Here is an 18187-nt window from a genome sequence, read left to right as displayed (position 1 = left end):
TCGTATATAGGAGCCCTTTCACGTATACTTAAAGAAAATTGCTAAAGGAGTTTGATAATATTCGAATCTTATTCTTATTTTCTCTAGCAATAATACTTGTCGGCTGTACAACTAATCCAAGTACAAATCCACAGCCTAGCCATCCGACTAATACTGATGAGCAAAACGATAAAGAACAAGCAACTAATCAACCATTCAGTAGTGTTCTCGCTTCCTATTTCCCACAGGATGGAACAACTGCTTATTTTCAAGGTGAAGGGAACGAGTTTGCTAGTTACACACTTCAAACGACCTACATCGATGAAAAGTCAATCGCTCAAGTGGAAAATAACGGTGGCGTCACATTGTTAAAAATCTATCGTATTACGAAATCTGCTATAGAACTTGTCTATATGGAAGCAGTAGATGAAACGCCAACATTGCCAACAGCACACGATATAGCAACTTTTCCAGTTATTGAAATCATTTTACAACAGCCTTTGGAAGTTGGAAGCCGTTTTAATGGGTGGGAAATACTTTCAACTACTGCTTCTATGCCCACGGGCTTAACCACTTTCCACGATGTTATTGAACTTATTAAAACAAAGGACAACATGACGACTTCTAAATATTTTGCCAAAGGTGTGGGACTAATCCGTACAAAAGACGAAATGGTAACAAATAACGGAGAATCATTTATCATTACGTCAACTTTGCAAAAAATTGAATAAAATGTCTGAACAGGCGTCTCGCATGGCGCCTTTTTCTGTAAGGAGGTAGCATTTATGAGCGACATACATAAGCACACTACTGAGGAAGAACTAACGGAAGAAGAGTTTATCGAACTTGTACTGGCAGAGCAACAAAAAGCGCTAGCTGAGGAAAGAGAACGACTTACCCATGGTAAAAAGGCTAAAAAACAAAAGCCAATTATGAAATGGATTATGTGGGTTATGGCGTTCGTACTATTTTTTAATACGTTTGCGCTTATTTTTCAAATTTACTCCATTCCTGCTATCGAATTTATAAAGGTATCAAGTCAATTATCGCAACAAGAAGATATTCAAACATATAAAAAGGCGATTGTAGAGGTTTCTACAGGCTCAAGTAAAGGTACAGGCTTTGTTATTTCTCCTGAAGGTCTTATTGTAACGAATGCCCATGTAGTAGAAAACGCCCTTACATTGTCCGTTGTATTTCCTGAACAAGGGCTTATGGAAGCTCAGTTACTACAAAGCTTTCCTGAAGTTGATTTAGCACTTTTGCAAGTTACTAGTACCAATCTACCCTCACTAACTCTTGCAAATAACCCTAGTTACCAAGAGAATGAGTCTGTTTATTTCATAGGTAATCCACTATCCTTCACTGGTATTGCTAATAAAGGTACATTACTTAAAGAAACTTACCTTGACGATTGGCAGGAACCCGTCATGATGATGCAAGCACCTGTGTACAAAGGCAATAGTGGTAGCCCTGTTTTAAATAGTGATGGTGAGGTAATCGGCATTATTTTTGCCACGATGAAAAAGGAACCTTATGGACGAGTAGGATTATTTATTCCTGTACATGTGTTAGAAGAGTACATCCTACAATATGGGCATACACAAAGTGAAAATTTTAAATAACCCACTCCTTCTATGGAAGTGTTGCTTCCTCTCTTTATCGGAATGATGAAGTAAAATTAGATTCACTACCGACAATGAAAGCCCAGCAGCTAGCGATGAACAACTAGTTGCTGGGCTTGCTGACATATAGCTAAAAAAGTTTAATTATTTTGCTCAAGGCACTCGTATATCGCCATCATATCTCGTTTGTTCAATTCTCGAATGCGATTAAAAATGGGGATATTTGCAACGGCATCTGTACTTTCCGCTACTACATCACTTACAATGCCAGTTAGCCATGTTTGCACATCTATGCCTTCAACGGCTTGCTGGCGCCCTTCATCATTGATGCCACTTGCATAACAACTCACACAAGGTACCGATAGTTTATATACGCCATCATGGAGACCATCTTCCGAAATTACTTTCTTCCCTTTACAAAATGGGCATGGATGACTTGCCTTTATTTTATTAATGGATGTCACAATTTTTTTGTAACCGAATGCTTCATAGACATAGGTTAGCTTTTTGTATTTGCCATTGGTGAAATACTTATCAATAATGGTTTCTCTCGTCTCGGTAATGTTGGCAAAATCACAAATAGTCATTCGATTTTGCATGCTGATAGTTTCAATATTTCCACGAATATTGTCCCAAAATGGCAGCGCGTTTTGTAAAACCATTTCATAATTTGCAAAGCTTGCGAGCTCTAATTCTAACATTTTCAATGCGACTTGAGTTTCTCTTGGGAAAAGAGATACATCTTCTGTCAATACCGTATTACCACCAACGATAGCTTTCATTTTTTCTAATGCGGGTAATTTCCCAACGATTTTCATCACTTCGTCTATTGGCAGTTGAATAATCTCCCGAATATCTGTATCGCCAAATTTTAGCTTTTTACGATGGTTTAGTACGGTTCCTTGACAAATTGGACATGTTATTTTTGTTTTCGACTCTTTAATTTGCTCTTTTATAATGGATTTTGAAATAACGATATAGTTACCAATTATATGATTAAAACCTTCCCATGTCCTTGATGCCTTGCCCGCTTTATCATAAAATGATTTTTCCCAATAACCATATAAAAAAGTATGCTTTTCTTCTTCCGACAAGTCGTTAAAACTTTTACTAATATCCTGACCAAGCTCATTATTAATTTCATTAAAGATGAATTGTAATTTATCGAATTTATAAAATTTCAAAATTGCCATCACATCAGGGTGCAATAAACCATCCCAAAATGATGCATTTTTATCTTGAATAACAATATCAAAATCAAATTTATCAATTACACGACGCCCCGAGCAACAAGGACAATGATTATGTTGCGAATAAAAATCGAAGCTACTTGTATCTTTGTTTGAAGGATGTGCTCCCACAATATAATTGATTAATCCACCAATTTCATAGAGAAACGTATATTGACTATATAAGTGTCGTTCTAAATCAATTGCGATCACAGGAGCTATTGTTTCAGAGTCATATTCACCATAAATTAAACGAGCCATTGAAGATAAACTTTTTAAAATACCACCTTTATAGATGTTTTCTGCATTTTTAAAATAAGCAATTGGATTCTCTTTTTCATAATTAATACCATTTTGTTGATTAATGGACGAAGCTATATGCAAATTGGTCTTTGTCTCTGCTTGGCTTTGTTTATGTTGATAGTCATCATAACTGACAACATCAAGATGCGTAACAGGCGCTAGCTGTCGTTTACCGAAATCAACGATAAAATCAGAGCTTTCTAGCATATATGGATTATGTTCAATCATGATAATGGAGACAGATGCATCTTGTAATATTCCCTTTATACTATCAATGAATTGGTTTAAAATATTTTGTGATAGTCCTTTTGAAGGCTCGTCAAAAATAAAGAGTGTATGAGGATTTCTTGTATTAGCAAATAGCTCCGAAACAAGATGGACACATTGAAATTCTCCTGTCGATAATGTTTGTGTTTTTCTCTCCAACGTCAAATAACCAAGTCCTAATTTAATCAATAAACTTAGGCGTTTAAAAGCGATATCCTCGGTAGGCAACTCTTCAATAATATCTTCAATTGAACGCTGAAAAATATCATCAATATCGTCACTATATTTTGTAAGCTTCCTTTTAATATCAAGAAATGTTGCAACAGTTGAACGACTCGTAATCGATTGGTTGCGATCTTGCCCCACCATGACTAACTTATCTTTAGGATATCGTTTTTGAAAATCACTGGCCAGACATACATTTACGAGTGTCGATTTACCACATCCAGACTCTCCAGTAAAGGTGACAAGTCTATTTTTAGGAATATCAATATGATCCATTTGAATATTACGACAGTAAAGATCATGAAATGAGTAGTATTCTTCAGGTATTGCATGATTTCGTTCCCAAATAATTGGTTTAGGGCGTGGAGATTGTTCAACAATTTTCCCTCCATATTTTCCACTACCTGGTCCAAAAAATAGTTGCTCATCCGTTATGTCAAGCACTGTATCCGAATGATCAATGAGCCAAATTTGATTTTTGCAGCCTAATTGCTCAATTTCTTTTAAAATTGTCAGAAGTGTTTGGTGATCTAGGCCAACAGAAATTTCATCGATAATAATAACGGTATTTTCACTAGTCGCCATAAATTCAGCCAAGTATAAGCGTGTTAACTCTCCACCTGACAATGTTCCCATTATTCGATTTAATGTTAAATAGCCTACATTCATATTGATAATATTTTGAAGGATTTGTTGCTTCCCTTCACTAATATTTAAAACTTCCGCTTGTGAGAGAATGGTTTCAATGCTTAAGTCATTGATATCGGAAATACTGAGCTCTGTATCCATTAAAGCCAATTTATATTGTTCAACTTCTTGATTAAAACGCTTGCCCTTACACTTTTTACATTCAACATTTTTAGTTGTCCCGCGTCCTTTACAATCAGGACACCATCCTAATACATTGTTAAAAGAAAAAACCTCTGGAGAAAGTTGATATTTTTCTGCTAGCGTTACACGGATTTCTGTAAACACGCCAGTATGAGTGCCAATAGTTGAACGTGGATTGGAGGAAATGGATGATCTACCTAGAAAAAGAACAAGAGGCAAGTCTTCCATATTAATCGCACTGAAGTTCGTTTCCATAATATTAGGAAATAAATACTGATATTCAGCCTTCGGCAATAAGGATACGAGTCGTTTTTTCGATTCTTCGCCAATTGTTTGACAAAATGTTGTTTTACCAGACCCAGACAAACCAGCAATACCTAACGATTGATTTACCGGTATTAGAGCATTTAAATTGTTAATATTATTTGCTATTAAATGATTTATTTTCATCGTAATATCCTCTCTATTTTTCAATTCAGCAACTTCAACTTGATGTTAGTGAAGGTAATGGTCAGCACAAAAAATTATTAAAAAAAGCAAACGGCTTTGTTCAATATTTAGCCGTTTGCTTTTTTATACATTAACTTCATATAATCAACAGGATTTGAGGTTAGGTTTATAATTCCTCTAACACTTTTTCAAAGCCGTTAAACCAATTTAACCAGCCATATCTTGCACCTTCTACTGCTTGAGCACTTGAAATACCCGTTTGCTCAAGATGAAGATTTACCTTCCCATCTTCTAATTCTTTTAATGTCCATGTTACCGTATGCTCATCACCGCTTGCGAACGTATAAGATAATTTGTATGGTTCTTCAACTATTAGCACTTCCCCATCAATAATACCATTCCACCATTCTGTCGGTTGTGTACGAAACTGGAAACGGTGTCCTACAACTGGTTTAAAATCATTTTCCATAATCCATTTTGCAAGTGTTTCTGAATCCGTTAATGCATTCCATACTTTCTCGATTGAACTTGTGAACTGAAAATCTAATGACAATTCTGCCATTTTCATTCCTCCTCTAATAAATTTTTTAAAAGTAACGCTTTTTCTTTCCAAAACTTTTCGTAATGGCTTACCCAATCCTTAATTTCACTTAAAGGAGCAGCATTTAATCGATATCTTGTTTCTCTACCAACTTTACGATCTGAAACTAAACCAGCTTCTTTTAGTATAGCCAAATGTTTAGAAACAGCAGTCCGACCCATTTGAAATTGTGCTGTTAATTCGTGAAGAGGTAATTCTTCTACTTCTGATAGCAAACGTAGCAATTTCCGTCTTGTTGGGTCAGCGACTGCTACATAAACATCACGTTCTTGACCTTTATCGTTCAAAATCATCCTCTCCTAAAATAGGACACCAATTGGTGACCTTAATTATAGGACACTACTTGGTGTCCAGTCAAACTTATTTTCTTCGCACTGGTCCCATATATAAAAGTTCCCTTCAATTTTTTAAGTAATAACTACACAATTATTTAAGTTATAATTAATTATCTTAAACTTAAAATTAAAATTATTAATAATAAAATTAAATAAATTAAATTTTATTATTTATTTCCTTAATACCTTGTTGTATAATCGAATTAAATTAAAGAAAGGAATTTTCAATATGGCTTATAAAGTAATTACGAATTGTCCTGTCTGTAATAAAACATTAAAAATTACCAAGCTCCATTGCTCTCATTGTCACACGACGATTGAAAATGAATTTGAATTATCAAAGCTTGCCTCTCTATCAAAAGACCAGCTTCATTTTGTGGAAGTGTTTTTAACATGTAGAGGGAATATTAAAGAAGTGGAAAAAGAATTAGGGATTTCGTACCCTACTGTTCGAGGTAAGTTAACAGAAATCATCTCATCGCTTGGATATGTACAAAAGAAGAAAAATGAAGTGGATGAGAAAAAAATTGTCACTATGTTGGAAAATGGCGAAATCACACCTGAAGAAGCCATAAAGCTCTTAAAAGAAGAATAAGGAGGAACTTATTATGAAAGAGGAAATTGCAAGAGTGTTAACAATGATACAAGAAGGAAAGCTAGATGCAGAGAAGGGATCAGAACTTATTCAAGCATTAAAAGACAAGGAAGATACAGGAAATAATTTTTTAGAAAAAACAACGAAATATTTAGATAAAACATTAAAAGTTCGTGTTGTATCATCCGAAAATGATAACGTCATGGTCAATTTACCAATAAAACTTGTCAAAGTAGTATTAATGGCTGGTCACAGCATCGCAGCTAGTATCCCCCAATCAGAAAAATACGTTAAAGATATAGATATCAACCTTATAATTGAAGCAATCGAAAATGAATTAGATGGCCAAATTGTTGATATTAAATCTGCAAACGGGGATACCGTTTCAGTCATTATTGAGTAGTGATTTGCTTATGATGCATGTAAAAGTGAAAACAAAAGGCTTTAATTTTACTATTCCAATTCCATATGCAATTTTAAATATCCTTATTTCTATCTTATTTTCAAAGTTTGTTCAGCAAATTGCAAACAAATGGACAAAAGAGCACTTCGATAGAAAAAAAATAGACTTTACTATCCCACTTATAGATAAAGAAACACTTAAACCTATTGTCAATGAACTGAAAAATTATAAAGGCATTATACTTGTAGATGTTAAAGCGCAAGACGGGACCGAGGTTAAGGTCAAACTATAATTTAATTTTATATCACAAAAAATCCACGATAGGTTCGAGTTTTGAAATGTTTATTTAAAAGCTCGATTATTACAATAAAACCCCCATTTTTTTTTGGGGGTCTTACATGTTAGTAGTCAAGTTTACATAATATTATTATTTAGATTTATTTTTAATATATTTAGTAAATATTGATTTTACAGGCATTTTACTTAAGTATTGATTGCTCGTTTCAGTGATTTTCTGTAATAGCTCAAGCAATTTTTCATCCCCTGTCCAATGTTTTTCGATTACTTCTGGCCCTAATTTATTGATTGTCATATTGAGGACAAAAGTGGCCAGCATAATATCATCGAGAAAGCCTCCAAAGCCAAATATACCTTCTGGTAGAAAATCCATTGGGAAAATAAAATATGCAATTGTAGCGCCAATTAATGACTTACTTTTCGAGTCGATAGCAGGGTCTGCTACTATCTTAACTAATAAATGAAAAATATCAGGAACGAACAACAAATAATCAGCATATTTGTGCTTCATCCCCGTCTTTGACACAAGAAATTGTTCCAATTTTTTTCGCAATTTTTGATAAAAATCTTTTTGCTCCTGCTCATTAGGAATGTTTTGATAGTCCACCATTGATCTTCCTCCTCCTGCTCTCTTTACCTATTACCCAAAATTCAAAAATTTAATCGAAACTGTAGGAAAAAAGGAGTTGTTATAATGTAAGTCAATAGTAATATACCAGCAATTGCTAAGTTGCAATTGCCGAAATGTATAGAAAAAAGCACCCTATATTTATAGGGTGCTTTTTTTTAACGAAAGTAATTTTAATTACTGAGAATTAAAGTTTAGTTACGTTAGCAGCTTGTGGTCCGCGGTTGCCATCTACAACTTCGAATTCCACTTTTTGACCTTCGTCAAGTGTTTTGAAACCTTCGCCTTGGATAGCTGAGAAGTGTACGAATACGTCGTTTTCGCCTTCAACTTCGATGAATCCAAAACCTTTTTCTGAGTTAAACCATTTTACTGTACCTTGTTTCATGTAAAAAAACCTCCAAAAAAATAAAAGTGAACAATATGTAATTTCTTCAACGAATTAAAAAAATTCACATATTACAAAGAGTACCGAACTAACGCGATCACTTTTTGTAATATGTGAATCCATGTTTCCGGTGAAGCAATTAAATTGTTAAGTTAAGTATACCACCATTCATAATTTTGTCAAATAAAGAAAATTGTTTTTTTAATTAATTTGAAAATTACTTTAACTTTGTTCTTCAAATACCATTATTCCATGATATACTTGTGCATCATCATCACATGCCTCGCAGTAAAAGCTTTCATCTTCAGACCAAAATGCCCAATATCCACCTTCCTTACTCGCCTCATGTTCATATGCTGATCGGAAATGATTTAATTTCCGTTGTAATGCTTGCTCAAATTGTTCTTTTGTTTCAAACGTTTCTTTCGTTTGAATAAAAGCTTCCCAGCCTTCAAATTTCCACCAAGGCTCATAATCAGCTTTCATGTAAAGTATTGTATACATATTTGCCACATTCCTTGCTGTAATAAGATATTCTAATTTTAGCAAACGCTCCTGAAATGTCTATTAAAACACCCTGCAATATGCTATTATTACCTTATTATTCATTATTTATTTTGGAGGTTTTTTTTATGTTTTCAAGTATTCGACCTAAGGCCGAACTAGATGAATTATTAAAACGTGGAACAAATTTAAGTGCAACAGGGCGATTCAATAAGACATTAGCTTTTAATCACTTTAATTCACAAGATGAAGAAAATTTAAAAGCACTCTTTTATAAATTGAAAGATATTACCCCTTCTATGAATGCAATATTTAATAATTATTTAAGTGAGATTTCACCTTCCTCCCAACAAACGATTAGCGAAGAAAATATAAATCAATATTTAACTCAATTCTTTTTAGCTACTCGTGATGATGAATATGTAGATGAAACAGTTAAGTTTTATAATTTGTTTCGAAAAAACCAATATGAACCTGGTAAATTAATCGTTGTTTTCAATCAATTTGCCTTTTATATTACGACATATATTTTACATAACTTTGGTTTAAAACCAAACAAAGCTTTTGAGTATATGAAATCTTTCCAATCAGCTGTCAATGTGGACCAAGAATTACTTGTAGAAGTATTAACAGAGCGTATTGTTGAAAACGTTGTCTCTGAAATTTCTTCACTAATGGATGTCAATGCGAAAATTATGTACATGAAAGATTTAGTATATAGCTTAGACAAACAAAATGAGGAAATCCAATCATCTACCGCTGCAACTGAGGAAATTGCCGCATCGATCAATGAAGTAGCCCGAATGTCTTCTCATATATCAGAGAAAACAACGGAATCAGTTGACCATGCCGTTAAAGGAAAAAATGCGATTGAACATGCTTTATCAGAAATTTTCAAAACAGAAGAAACGTTTACAACGATCGTTGACTCGTTTACTGAGTTGCAAAAACGTGTAAATGATATTGAACACGTTGTAACTTTAATAAACCAAATTGCAGATCAAACAAATTTACTAGCATTGAATGCTTCGATTGAAGCTGCTCGTGCTGGTGAACATGGTAAAGGGTTCGCAGTTGTTGCCCAAGAAGTACGTAAGCTGGCTGAAGGCACCGTTACTGCTCTTAGTGAGGTTTCTACAAATGTTCACCATTTAAAAAGTTATTCAAATGAAGTGTCGCATTCTATTACAGAAACAACTTCTATTATTAAAGAAGCAACAATTGAGGCAAAAGAATCGTTACCTTTGTTAAATGCCATTGTTTCTGCAATTGAAGGCATTAATCTTGATGTTACAAATACCGCTGCTATTTCGCAGGAGCAAGCTGCCGCAATTGATGAAGTATCTGCCCGAATGATTGAAATTTCTAACCTTCAAGATGATATTCGCAATTATAGTTCTAATACATCAAGCGATATTCACTTATTAGGAAAAGAGATTAATCGTTTCCGTAATGACATTATTTCGAATAATAATGTCCAACTTTCTTCAATTGCCCTATTACAGCTTTCGAAAGCTGATCATATTTTATGGAAATGGCGTATTTATAATATGTTCCTTGGTTTAGAAGAAGTACAGCCAAGTGATGTATCTTCACATACGGAATGTCGCCTAGGTAAATGGTATACTGCTTCTCGTACTGTTGAACGCTTTGGCCATTTACAGGATTATCGTGAATTAGATGGCTATCACTTACGAGTACACCAATCTGCCAAACTAGCTGCAGAAGCCTTTAAAGCTGGTCATATAAAAAAAGCTGAGGACCATTTAAAAGAGGTAGATGAAGCCTCAGAGCGAGTTCTATTCTTTATTAATAACCTAATTACTTATTTGGAAAAAGAACGTGTTATGCAGTAAGTTGGAGGGATTATCCCTCTACTACTTTTGGGAGGTTTTAGCGTGAACAAAAGAGCGCTGATTAAATTTTTCGGAGATGTTTATGGGACTGGCTATCGCTTTTTTATTAAACAAAAAGCAATTGAGCTTGGTTTAAAAGGGTATTGCAAGTTAAATGCACAAGAGCAAATTGAAGTAGAAGTAGAAGGTTCAAAAAAAGCAATTGACGAATTTCTACTATTTGTTCAAAAGGGTGTTAGCCCTCAGGCAGACTCTAACTCATTTACTTTAGAACTTTACGACGATTTAAAAGGTTATGTACGTATGGAGTCGGACATTGTTTAAGTCTGGCTTCTTTTTTTCTACTTCCCTTTAATCGCAAGAAAAACTTAAGATTAACGGACTATTGGTAATGGTCTTTTTATAAATCGAACATACTATAAAGGTTATAAGTACACCATTAGGCAAGTTTGGAGCTTTTGCGCAGGTGTATTCATTGAGAAACTTAGCAAACAGCAGTAAAATTAATATAAGTACAATTATTAATAATGAAACTTTATGTCGATTATTACGTATTAGAAGATAGACATACTGAAAAGCAAGGAGGAAGAAACTATGCTCAGTATAGGACAGTTTTTCTCTAGACATACCGCTAGCCTTTTAATTTCTCTATCAACTGTTTCTATTACAGCGTTTGCAGCAAATCCAGGATACTTCCTTGGTGGTTTATTGTTCGCTGGAACATATGCAACGAGTACAACGTTGCTAAAACATAATCAAAAAAGAAAAGTTATGCATATAGCAGGTATTTCGAAGGATGAGTACAAACATATAGAACTACAGCTTTCAACAGCAAACAAGCATATTCAAACATTAAGTCAAAACTATTTACGCGTACGTTCAGTTTCTGCTTTTAAACAATTACTCGAAATGACTCGTATTTCAAAAAATATCGTTAAAATTGTAAAAACTGATCCGCAAAAGTTTTACAATGTGGAGCCGTTTTTTTATGCGCACCTCCCTTCTGCAGTTGAATTAACTGATAAGTATACAATGCTATCAAAGCAACCTGTCAAAGATAAAGAAATCCAAGTGACATTATCAAAAACGCGCGAAACGTTATCGGATTTAAATTCTACATTTCAAATTGACTTGAAAGATGCACTTTCAAACGATATCGATCATCTTCAAATGGAAATTGAATTTGCAAACCGTTCCAACTTAAGAAGGAAAGAACAACTGGAATGGCGAGGCGATGAAAAATGACAGCTAACAGAGATTCTATCTCTCCATTAGAATCGTTGCCAGGAATCTCACCTCTTGTACAAACCTATTTAGGATCGTCAAATCAAGAGGCAATGACTACCTATGAAACGCTATCACCTCTTGCTCAAAGTCGAGCACTTTTATATGCAAGTCAAATTGACCTAACTAATTTTGAATCAGTGTTATCTTTAGGCCAAGACTCTCAACGCGCCGTCTCTCAATTTGCAGATCGCATGCTTGCACAAGTGAAGGATAAGGATGTCACTAAGATTGGACAGATGCTTGATTCATTAATGCAAACATTAGACCGTGTAGACCCTGCTGCACTAGAGCCAAAAAAACCTTCCTTCTTTAAAAAAATGTTCGGTAAAACAGAACCAACTGTAAAACAAACCCTTACTGAGTTTGAACGAATTAGTATTCAGGTTGAACGAATAGGTGTCCAGCTCGAACGTGCACAGCTACAGCTAATAAGAGACGTTGAATTACTGGAGCAATTATATACACATAATCGGGGATTTTTTGAAGAACTAGCAACTGCCATTGCAGCTGGACAGATGAAAAAACACCAAGCTATTGAAGTTGAGCTACCTTCAAAAGTCAGCATCGTACAAACGACTAAACAACCGCTCGCTATTCAACAGCTCAATGATTTCACGGCGCAACTTGAACGTCTTGATCAGCGTATATATGATTTACAAGTTTCACAACAGGTAGCATTACAAACAGCACCTCAAATACGCATGATTCAACAAGCCAATCAAACACTTGCTGAGAAGATCGAGTTTTCAATCGTCACACTTATACCTCTTTGGAAAAATCAATTAGCAATGATGCTTTCAATGAATATGGATCATCATTATGCGCAGCTAGAAGAACGATTAGCACGTACAAATGAACGATTTACAAGCCCATCTTTTGAACAACAAGTAACGAAATTTAAAGAAACACAGCATGAGCTTAAAATGGCCATTCAAGATGTTTTTGCTTTACATACAGCTACCGAAAAGGAAAAACAACATCTACAACAGGATGTAGCTGGCATGAAACAATCAAAAACGATGGAATAATATTATGGGGCGCTAAATTATATAAAGGGGTGTCTCAGCAATTATGTGAGACACCCCTTTATCTTATTATGCGAAATACTCTTTATAGTAACCACCAATATTACCAGTGTTGTCGATAATGAAAACGAACTCTTCTGTTTCATTTTTCACTTCATATTCTTTCCCAACTGTTAATACGTTTGATACTAAATATTTAGATGCGTTCGTATGTTTGCAAGTAACTGTACGAAGTGTTGGTGCATCTTTCCATTTTAAATGTAACATAAATTCTCTACCTCTCTTTACTAGCCATTAGCTAACATCTATTGTTTATTTTATACGATTTTGGCTCTTTTGTGGAGAAAAAACTATAGAAGTCTATATTTTGTCCTTAATAACGAATTGTTTGCATATTTCATACTATAAAATCTATACTCGAGGTGTTGTTATGAGTTTCGGTGGAGTCCCACAATGGTTTTTTATCATCGCGGTCGCATTTGCCATTTGCTTCATTTTATATGCAGAATGGAATTCTAGAAAATAAGTATAGTTGTCTATTGCCGTTGATTTCCGCTACGTGCGGACGCTTTCCGCGGGCACACCGTAAGCCGCAACCCTCGCTAGCGCGCGGATTGTTGCGTCTTACGTATTGTGCGTTCCCGCAGGAGTCGTCGCCCTCCGCTCCAATCAACTGAACACATCAATAAATAAATTCCATTTTATTAACATGATTGCAAAAGCTGTTGACTTCCGCTGCGTGCGGATACGATAAGCAAAAGTGAGTCCTTCGCTCTGGACTCACTTTTTTAGGCATTATTTTATACAAAATTGAAATACTATAAAACTTACTTCAGCGTTCGTTTTAAAAATTCTTTTGTACGTTCGTGTTCAGGGTCTACTAGCACCTTTGAAGGGGGCCCCTCCTCAACAATTACACCTTTATCCATAAACACAACACGGTCTGCAACTTCCTTCGCAAACTCCATTTCATGTGTAACGATCAGCATCGTATTTCCCGCATCTGCTAATTCACGCATTACTTTTAACACTTCCCCAACCATTTCTGGATCTAGAGCGGATGTTGGCTCATCGAAAAGCATTACATCTGGGTTCATAGATAATGCACGAGCAATGGCTACACGTTGCTTTTGACCGCCAGAAAGTTGACGAGGTTTTGCATTAACATATTGATCCATCCCGACGATTTTAAGATATTTTAAAGCTGTTTTTTCAGCTTCTTCTTTTGATCGCTTTAACACTTTTACCTGTCCAACTGTACAATTTTTTAGCACATTGTGATTGTTAAACAAATTAAACTGTTGGAAAACCATTCCTAAATGTGTACGATAAGCTTGAACGTTATGTTTTGCGTGTAAAATATTTTCCCCTTTATAAATAATTTCCCCACCATTTGGTGTTTCAAGTAAATTAATGCAACGAAGGAGTGTTGACTTGCCGGATCCTGATGAACCGATTAGACATACAACCTCTCCTTTTTCTACTTTAAAATTCACATCTTTTAATACTTGGTTACGACCAAATGATTTACTTAAATGTTCTATTTGAATGATTGCCATTTGTTCGTTCCCCCTAGTCAATTTCTTTCAGTTCTTTTTGATAAGCATCCGGACCGTCAAGACGTTTTTCTACATATAGCAAAATTCTTGAAGCCGTAAATGTCATAATGAAGTAAAGCACACAAGCGACAAAGAACGATTCGAAATAACGGAAGTTATTACCCGAAATCGATTTTGTTTGAAAGAATAATTCCGTTACACCAATTACACTTAAAACGGCAGTATCTTTAATATTCATAATGAGTTGGTTACCTGTTGCAGGTAAGATGTTACGAGCAACTTGCGGTAATACAACATGCATCATAATTTGCACATGCCCCATGCCAATCGCAGAAGCAGCTTCATATTGACCTTTATCGATAGAGACAATCCCACCACGGACGATTTCAGCCATATACGCTCCCGTATTCAGTGAAACGACTAAAATACCAGCAGTAATAAAGTGCATATCGATGCCAAAAGCAATATCTAGCCCGTAAAATACTACCATTGCCTGTACAATCATTGGTGTACCACGGAAAAATTCAACATAGCATGTCAGTATAAAATTAATACATTTTAATAAAAAATGTTTTATACTTTTTTTACGAACTGGAATGGTATGCATAATCCCAATAAAAAATCCGATGAATGCACCAATAATTGTACTGATTGTTGAAATGAGTAACGTATAATACGCTCCTCGTAAAAACATTTGCCAGTTGTTTTCTATAATAGAAATGATCCATTCTAAACTCATGATGTTCCTCCTAACAACGTGTTGTTGCTTTATATCAATTATGCCTTTTGTGAAATCATCTCTTCATTTGAATTCATTTGCTTTATTCAAAATATGTGACACACTTCTTAGACATGACTTTATTCAGAATGACTGCCTCTCTGAACAAACTAAATATGATAAAGGCTGTCCCAGTCGCTCTTAGCAAAATATCACGACTTTCAATTAGTAAAAATCAACTTCTCTATATGTTGTAAGTGAATTTTCACTTAGAGAAAACAGCATACTTGAAATTTCCGGTATGCTGTTTTTTCGTTAAGGACAACCCTATCTCTTTTTGTATTACTGAGCTGCAGGTTGTTGAAGAATAGCTTCTTCCATAATTTTTTGGCGATCATCTTCTGAAATACCTTTTAAGATTTCATTGATTTTATCTAGACTAGCATCACCTTTACGTAAACCAACTGCAATTGAAGTATTTGAAATATCTGTATCAAATCCTTCTTCAAAAGATACAAATGTGAATTTGTCATTAGCTGCTGCTGCCGAAATACCTTCTGGACGTTCAGCTACATAGCCATCAATTTTGCCAGCTTCTAGAGCTACACGCATTGCAGAGAAGTTTTCCATCGCTGTTTGCTTTTCTACACCTTTAATTTGATCGATAACATTATAGTTAGATGTATTTAGCTGAGATGTAACTTTTGCACCTGAAAAATCTTGAATTGATTTTGCATTTTCATATTTGCTACCTTTTTTAATTACCATTACGAAATCAGAAGTGTAGTAGTTTTCAGTGAAATCAATTGTTTGTTTACGTTCTTCTGTTGGAGACATCCCTGCTACAATCGCATCGATTTTTTTTGACTGAAGCGCAGGTACTAAGCCATCCCATTCCATTTTTACTACTACTAATTTTTTACCTAAGCCATCAGCGATTTTTTTCGCCATTTGTACATCATAACCGCCTGCATACTCTGCATTATCAGCAATTTTCACTGCTCCGTTTGCATCATCTTGCTGAGTCCAGTTAAATGGAGGATAACCTGCTTCCATCCCAATGCGGAACTCTCCACCAGTTTCTTCCTTTGAACCATCACCTGTTGTCTTTTCATCCTTGTCACCAGAACCACAAGCCGCTAACACGATTGCTGTCATTGCTGTTAACATAAATAACAACCATTTTCTTTTCATCTAAAACTCCCCTTTTCTGTAAAAAAAATAAAGCAACTGTACAAAAAAAGACCTAAGTTTTGAACTTAGGTCTTACCTTTTATTGACAGTTGCCCAAATCCTCACTATAATTTCCATGTTTCCGAGATAGCACAACCTAGTAAACTGGAATTGAATTTACTAGGACAGTCCTGCACTTATTCACTGCAGACCCAGCATAAAAGTACGAGCTCCTTTTATACTTCGGCGATATTTCCTTCTCCATTACGTCTTCGCTTGCTTATACTCAGCAATGGACTAATAAATACCGCGCCTCTACCTCACAAAAAACAAAAGTGAGGTTTGTTTATTTAATTGATATATAGATATTACTATAAAGCTAGCATAGTCGTCAAGATAGTTTTATCATTTTTCTGACTAATTACAAAATTAGCCTATAATCCTTTTAAAATCCATAAATAAAGTAGAATAACATTAACTATGATTGTCATCATTTCACAAATTTTTATTATAAAAAACAAGATTTATAAACCATAAGAATCGATTTCCCAGTCAAATAAAGGCCATTAAGACCATCAAGCAAATTTCATTATAGCGTAAATAAATGAAAAACCCTGCTAAACAGTTAAGTTTGCAGGGTTTGAATACTTAATTTATCGAATTAAGAATTTAATAATAAATCTTCTGGATTTTCAAGTAACTCTTTAACAGTTTTAAGGAAGCCTACAGAATCTTTACCATCGATAATACGGTGGTCGTAAGATAATGCTAAGTACATCATAGGACGAATTTCTACTTCGCCATTTACTTCTACAGGGCGTTTTTTAATTGAGTGCATTCCTAAAATAGCAGCTTGTGTACCGTTCATAATAGGTGTTGACATTAATGAACCGAATACACCACCATTTGTAATTGTGAATGAACCACCTTGAAGATCAGCTAAACCTAATTTTTTATCGCGTGCTTTTTTAGCTAAGTCTGCAATTGAATCTTCAATTTCAGCAAAGTTTTTGCGGTCAGCATCGCGTACAACTGGTACTACTAAACCTTCTTCAGTTGATACAGCTACACCAATATCAAAGAAGTTATTTAAGTGAATTTCATCGCCAACGATTTGAGCATTCACATAAGGGTATTTTTTAAGCGCCGCAACAACAGCTTTTGTGAAGAATGACATGAAACCAAGCTTAGAGCCAGTAGACTCAAAGAATTGATCTTTTTTACGAGAACGTAGTGCCATAACATTTGTCATATCTACTTCATTGAATGTTGTAAGCATAGCAGTCGATTGCTTAACTTCTAATAAACGTTTAGCAATTGTTTGACGACGACGGCTCATTTTTTCAACTGTAACACGTGACTCATCAACAGCTACTACTGCTTTTGGTGCTGCTGGTGTTGCTTGAGGTGCTGCTACAGGTGCTGTACCGTGAGCTGCAACGTCTTGTACACGTACGCGACCTTGTGGATCAACTGGAGATACAGCTGCAAGATCAATACCTTTTTCACGAGCAAGTTTACGTGCTGCAGGAGATGCAATTACACGCTCGCCAGAAGTTTCTTCCACAACTGGTGCTGCTGGTGTTGGTGCAGCTACTGCTTGAGGAGCCGCTGGTGTTGGAGCTTCCGCAACTGGTGCTGCTGCTGGTGCAGGTGCTGCCCCTTCGCCCGCTTCTACAACTGCGATTACTTGACCTACAAGAACAGTATCGCCTTCTTCAGCTAAAATTTGTGTTAACACCCCAGCTTCTTCAGAAATGATTTCAGCATTTACTTTATCTGTTTCAAGTTCAACGATGAATTCACCTTTTTCCACGCGGTCTCCCACTTTTTTAACCCACTGTGCAATACTACCTTCTGTAATCGATTCTGCTAATTCAGGGACTTTAATTTCAGCCACTTTCATTTC

Annotated in this window: 20 protein-coding genes and 1 riboswitch; of the genes, 9 read left to right on the top strand and 11 right to left on the bottom strand. The window is 35.3% G+C overall.

Annotated features, from left to right (window positions below):
- The first annotated feature begins 38 nt into the window (after positions 1 to 38).
- Entirely contained in the window at positions 39 to 710 is a 672-nt protein-coding gene (locus tag NSQ74_RS15715) for a hypothetical protein (protein WP_340824533.1), read from the top strand.
- A 54-nt stretch (positions 711 to 764) separates the two neighbouring features.
- Positions 765 to 1604 (top strand): S1C family serine protease, encoded by an 840-nt coding sequence (locus NSQ74_RS15710; RefSeq protein WP_340824531.1) that lies wholly within the window; start codon positions 765 to 767, stop codon positions 1602 to 1604.
- A 140-nt stretch (positions 1605 to 1744) separates the two neighbouring features.
- On the opposite strand, the gene NSQ74_RS15705 is transcribed toward NSQ74_RS15710, so the two are convergent.
- The 3 genes from NSQ74_RS15705 to NSQ74_RS15695 form a co-directional block, all read right to left on the bottom strand.
- Entirely contained in the window at positions 1745 to 4909 is a 3165-nt protein-coding gene (locus NSQ74_RS15705; protein WP_340824530.1) for an ATP-binding cassette domain-containing protein, read from the bottom strand.
- Between the two features lie 166 nt (positions 4910 to 5075).
- Positions 5076 to 5477 (bottom strand): SRPBCC family protein, encoded by a 402-nt coding sequence (locus tag NSQ74_RS15700; protein WP_445669065.1) that lies wholly within the window; start codon positions 5475 to 5477, stop codon positions 5076 to 5078.
- Positions 5474 to 5797, bottom strand: coding sequence for an ArsR/SmtB family transcription factor (locus NSQ74_RS15695; protein WP_340824526.1), 324 nt, complete (start codon positions 5795 to 5797; stop codon positions 5474 to 5476). Before NSQ74_RS15695 ends, NSQ74_RS15700 begins: the two co-directional genes overlap by 4 nt.
- Before the next feature lie 277 nt (positions 5798 to 6074).
- Between NSQ74_RS15695 and NSQ74_RS15690 the strand changes: the two genes are divergently transcribed.
- From NSQ74_RS15690 to NSQ74_RS15680, 3 genes are read left to right on the top strand one after another with little or no spacing between them, the layout of a single operon-like run.
- Positions 6075 to 6440, top strand: a complete 366-nt coding sequence (locus NSQ74_RS15690; RefSeq protein ID WP_337981186.1) for a DUF2089 domain-containing protein — start codon at positions 6075 to 6077, stop codon at positions 6438 to 6440.
- 13 nt (positions 6441 to 6453) lie between these two features.
- The gene (locus tag NSQ74_RS15685) at positions 6454 to 6843 is read left to right on the top strand and encodes an SHOCT-like domain-containing protein (protein WP_340824524.1); all 390 of its coding nucleotides are present in this window, start codon (positions 6454 to 6456) and stop codon (positions 6841 to 6843) included.
- Between the two features lie 10 nt (positions 6844 to 6853).
- Entirely contained in the window at positions 6854 to 7135 is a 282-nt protein-coding gene (locus NSQ74_RS15680; RefSeq protein ID WP_340824522.1) for a hypothetical protein, read from the top strand.
- A 135-nt stretch (positions 7136 to 7270) separates the two neighbouring features.
- Here the strand turns inward: NSQ74_RS15680 and NSQ74_RS15675 are convergent, their stop codons facing one another.
- From NSQ74_RS15675 to NSQ74_RS15665, 3 genes are all read right to left on the bottom strand, one after another.
- Positions 7271 to 7750 carry a YkvA family protein gene (locus NSQ74_RS15675; protein ID WP_340824520.1) on the bottom strand — a complete coding sequence of 160 codons (480 nt, stop codon included), beginning with the start codon at positions 7748 to 7750 and terminating at the stop codon, positions 7271 to 7273.
- A gap of 205 nt (positions 7751 to 7955) precedes the next feature.
- Entirely contained in the window at positions 7956 to 8156 is a 201-nt protein-coding gene (locus tag NSQ74_RS15670) for a cold-shock protein (RefSeq protein ID WP_004230088.1), read from the bottom strand.
- Positions 8157 to 8378: 222 nt separating this feature from the next.
- Complete coding sequence (locus NSQ74_RS15665) at positions 8379 to 8660, bottom strand: DUF1033 family protein (RefSeq protein ID WP_340824518.1); 282 nt, start codon at positions 8658 to 8660, stop codon at positions 8379 to 8381.
- 128 nt (positions 8661 to 8788) lie between these two features.
- On the opposite strand from NSQ74_RS15665, the gene NSQ74_RS15660 reads away from it, so the two are divergent.
- The 4 genes from NSQ74_RS15660 to NSQ74_RS15645 all read left to right on the top strand — a co-directional run bounded on the left by NSQ74_RS15660 (position 8789) and on the right by NSQ74_RS15645 (position 12831).
- The gene (locus NSQ74_RS15660) at positions 8789 to 10516 is read left to right on the top strand and encodes a globin-coupled sensor protein (RefSeq protein WP_340824516.1); all 1728 of its coding nucleotides are present in this window, start codon (positions 8789 to 8791) and stop codon (positions 10514 to 10516) included.
- A gap of 42 nt (positions 10517 to 10558) precedes the next feature.
- Positions 10559 to 10840: an acylphosphatase gene (locus NSQ74_RS15655; RefSeq protein ID WP_340824515.1), complete on the top strand. Its 282-nt coding sequence runs from the start codon at positions 10559 to 10561 to the stop codon at positions 10838 to 10840.
- 270 nt (positions 10841 to 11110) lie between these two features.
- Positions 11111 to 11761: a 5-bromo-4-chloroindolyl phosphate hydrolysis family protein gene (locus NSQ74_RS15650; protein WP_340824514.1), complete on the top strand. Its 651-nt coding sequence runs from the start codon at positions 11111 to 11113 to the stop codon at positions 11759 to 11761.
- Complete coding sequence (locus NSQ74_RS15645) at positions 11758 to 12831, top strand: toxic anion resistance protein (protein ID WP_340824512.1); 1074 nt, start codon at positions 11758 to 11760, stop codon at positions 12829 to 12831. Before NSQ74_RS15650 ends, NSQ74_RS15645 begins: the two co-directional genes overlap by 4 nt.
- 66 nt (positions 12832 to 12897) lie before the next feature.
- Here the strand turns inward: NSQ74_RS15645 and NSQ74_RS15640 are convergent, their stop codons facing one another.
- The 5 genes from NSQ74_RS15640 to odhB form a co-directional block, all read right to left on the bottom strand.
- The gene (locus NSQ74_RS15640; RefSeq protein ID WP_340824510.1) at positions 12898 to 13095 is read right to left on the bottom strand and encodes a DUF6501 family protein; all 198 of its coding nucleotides are present in this window, start codon (positions 13093 to 13095) and stop codon (positions 12898 to 12900) included.
- Between the two features lie 560 nt (positions 13096 to 13655).
- Complete coding sequence (locus NSQ74_RS15635) at positions 13656 to 14387, bottom strand: amino acid ABC transporter ATP-binding protein (protein ID WP_340824508.1); 732 nt, start codon at positions 14385 to 14387, stop codon at positions 13656 to 13658.
- A 13-nt stretch (positions 14388 to 14400) separates the two neighbouring features.
- A complete protein-coding gene (locus NSQ74_RS15630; RefSeq protein WP_340824506.1) occupies positions 14401 to 15126 on the bottom strand; it encodes an amino acid ABC transporter permease in 726 nt (241 codons plus the stop codon).
- A 321-nt stretch (positions 15127 to 15447) separates the two neighbouring features.
- Complete coding sequence (locus NSQ74_RS15625; RefSeq protein ID WP_340824504.1) at positions 15448 to 16299, bottom strand: transporter substrate-binding domain-containing protein; 852 nt, start codon at positions 16297 to 16299, stop codon at positions 15448 to 15450.
- A 119-nt stretch (positions 16300 to 16418) separates the two neighbouring features.
- Positions 16419 to 16604: riboswitch (Lysine riboswitch) on the bottom strand.
- 335 nt (positions 16605 to 16939) lie between these two features.
- Positions 16940 to 18178 carry a 2-oxoglutarate dehydrogenase complex dihydrolipoyllysine-residue succinyltransferase gene (odhB, locus tag NSQ74_RS15620; RefSeq protein ID WP_340824502.1) on the bottom strand — a complete coding sequence of 413 codons (1239 nt, stop codon included), beginning with the start codon at positions 18176 to 18178 and terminating at the stop codon, positions 16940 to 16942.
- Between the last annotated feature and the right edge of the window lie 9 nt (positions 18179 to 18187).

The organism is Lysinibacillus sp. FSL W8-0992, from assembly GCF_038008685.1.
Classification (GTDB): Bacteria; Bacillota; Bacilli; order Bacillales_A; family Planococcaceae; genus Lysinibacillus.
The sequence above is the reverse complement of the archived record's forward strand: the minus strand, read 5'-3'. Positions and strand labels throughout refer to the sequence as shown.

Coding starts and splice junctions, on each gene's coding strand:
- NSQ74_RS15710 (WP_340824531.1), top strand. CDS start 765: ATGAGCGACATACATAAGCACACTACTGAGGAAGAACTAACGGAAGAA.
- NSQ74_RS15705 (WP_340824530.1), bottom strand. CDS start 4,909: ATGAAAATAAATCATTTAATAGCAAATAATATTAACAATTTAAATGCT.
- NSQ74_RS15700 (WP_445669065.1), bottom strand. CDS start 5,477: ATGAAAATGGCAGAATTGTCATTAGATTTTCAGTTCACAAGTTCAATC.
- NSQ74_RS15690 (WP_337981186.1), top strand. CDS start 6,075: ATGGCTTATAAAGTAATTACGAATTGTCCTGTCTGTAATAAAACATTA.
- NSQ74_RS15685 (WP_340824524.1), top strand. CDS start 6,454: ATGAAAGAGGAAATTGCAAGAGTGTTAACAATGATACAAGAAGGAAAG.
- NSQ74_RS15680 (WP_340824522.1), top strand. CDS start 6,854: ATGATGCATGTAAAAGTGAAAACAAAAGGCTTTAATTTTACTATTCCA.
- NSQ74_RS15675 (WP_340824520.1), bottom strand. CDS start 7,750: ATGGTGGACTATCAAAACATTCCTAATGAGCAGGAGCAAAAAGATTTT.
- NSQ74_RS15670 (WP_004230088.1), bottom strand. CDS start 8,156: ATGAAACAAGGTACAGTAAAATGGTTTAACTCAGAAAAAGGTTTTGGA.
- NSQ74_RS15665 (WP_340824518.1), bottom strand. CDS start 8,660: ATGTATACAATACTTTACATGAAAGCTGATTATGAGCCTTGGTGGAAA.
- NSQ74_RS15660 (WP_340824516.1), top strand. CDS start 8,789: ATGTTTTCAAGTATTCGACCTAAGGCCGAACTAGATGAATTATTAAAA.
- NSQ74_RS15650 (WP_340824514.1), top strand. CDS start 11,111: ATGCTCAGTATAGGACAGTTTTTCTCTAGACATACCGCTAGCCTTTTA.
- NSQ74_RS15645 (WP_340824512.1), top strand. CDS start 11,758: ATGACAGCTAACAGAGATTCTATCTCTCCATTAGAATCGTTGCCAGGA.
- NSQ74_RS15640 (WP_340824510.1), bottom strand. CDS start 13,095: ATGTTACATTTAAAATGGAAAGATGCACCAACACTTCGTACAGTTACT.
- NSQ74_RS15635 (WP_340824508.1), bottom strand. CDS start 14,387: ATGGCAATCATTCAAATAGAACATTTAAGTAAATCATTTGGTCGTAAC.
- NSQ74_RS15630 (WP_340824506.1), bottom strand. CDS start 15,126: ATGAGTTTAGAATGGATCATTTCTATTATAGAAAACAACTGGCAAATG.
- NSQ74_RS15625 (WP_340824504.1), bottom strand. CDS start 16,299: ATGAAAAGAAAATGGTTGTTATTTATGTTAACAGCAATGACAGCAATC.